Source organism: Thiolapillus sp. (assembly GCF_048562965.1).
In the GTDB taxonomy this organism is placed as follows: Bacteria; Pseudomonadota; Gammaproteobacteria; order Chromatiales; family Chromatiaceae; genus Thiolapillus; species Thiolapillus brandeum_A.
Genome location: NZ_JBHNMF010000709.1, coordinates 1 through 1544 on the forward strand (window position 1 = coordinate 1; position 1544 = coordinate 1544).

The 1544-nt window shown below is 52.8% G+C and carries 1 protein-coding gene and 1 pseudogene; both read right to left on the reverse strand.

The annotated features are described in order from the left end of the window. Positions 1 to 95: 95 nt before the first annotated feature. A complete protein-coding gene (locus tag ACOCD2_RS19400; protein WP_419604262.1) occupies positions 96 to 965 on the reverse strand; it encodes an ISL3 family transposase in 870 nt (289 codons plus the stop codon). Continuing rightward, positions 965 to 1544, reverse strand: a pseudogene (locus ACOCD2_RS19405) (hypothetical protein); the annotation flags it as partial. The gene ACOCD2_RS19400 and the pseudogene ACOCD2_RS19405, both read right to left, overlap by 1 nt.

Here is a 1544-nt window from a genome sequence, read left to right on the forward strand (position 1 = left end):
TGTGTTGGGTCAATAGCATAGACTCGGCGTACTATGATGTCAAGCCTCTACAGACATGAAAAAGCGATTGTAGATCCATCGAGGCAGGCTTGTACTCATCTTAGGGGTGAGTAGTTACTTCTGATGTATTCAATATTCTCCAAATCCCTTTCAGTTCTGTTGTGTTCATTGCGCAACAAAGACCATCGCAGATGCTTTTTCAGATTGATTCGGTCCTGTGAAGACAGCTTGCTCTGTAGATGTTTACGTAGCCCATCCAGTTTCTTCGATGCTTCTTTCACAACGTGAAACCGGTCGATGACAATGCGGGCATTGGGCAATTGCGTTCCAATTACCAGTTCATAGGGCTTCCACATGTCGATGACGACCCATTCAATGCGGTTCTTGTCTTTGAGCCCTTTGAAATAATCGGTCAAATGCGCTTTTGTTCGAGACTCCAATATATCGAACATGGAATGCATTTCTAGATTCACCAGAACCGCTCTTGGCTTACCCAGAATGTACAGCTCGTCCAAGCCGAGCAATCTCGGTGTTTCAAGAACCACCTGCTCTTCCAGATGAGCTGCGTAGTCCTGAGTGATGCCTTTGACTGTGTTCAAGGCCAAACCAACCTCTTTGGCCAACCAGGTGAATGTCGTTCCAAAACAACGATCCTGGATATACCGAACGAGACGCCGGGTCGCTACGCGCTTGTCATCCAGCGATGGGCTGGATGGCGTCACCACTGTGCCACACGCCTTGCATCGGTAACGCCGGGTTTCGATCTCAACTTTGACGGGCTTGCCGTGGATAGGGGTATCCGCATAGGTGGATCTCCGTTTTCCATGTCTGTACAAGGGCGAGTTCCCACACTTTTCGCACTGCTCGGGCGGCGAGGCGATGTTTTCCGCAATAATGAGTATTTGTCCCTCATCGTCCCGCATACCGATGGGCTGGATCTGCTCCAATTGCAGGAGGTCGTACATCAAGACTCCTCCCTGACATCGGACAGCAACTCCCCGGCCACATCCTTTTTCAGCATCTCATAGATCACGGAAAGAAACAGGTCACGGGTGGTTTCATCCGACAGCAGCCGTCTGGAAAGAACGGAGTGAGAGGACATGGCCTCGACGATGGCCTTGGTCGCCGCTCCTGGCAGATCGGCGCGCATGGCCTGCTCTTTGGGGTTGTTGCGCACCTGGGCCATCACCGTCTGATTGTCACGCAGCTTCTCGCTGATATGCACGGCGAAGGCCACTTTGTCCTTATCGCTGATCTCCTTTCCAAAAGCCTCATTCAGGCGCTGAATCAGCTCTTGCAGATAGGTGCGTTCCCGGTCCCTGCCTTCACGCAGATCGCCGCCGATGGGCTTCAGGAGGCCACCTTCTTCCCGGACTTCCCATTTCGTCTGCTGGGGGGTCAGGCGGTAATGGGAAAGCACCAGCCTGGAAAAGGCGGCGAAGGCCTCGATTTGGGGATCGCCAAACTCCACCAGTTGGGCCACGTACTCATAGGTGCGAACGAACTTTCCCAACCCCTGGCTGAACACCAGTAGCTCGTCCCGG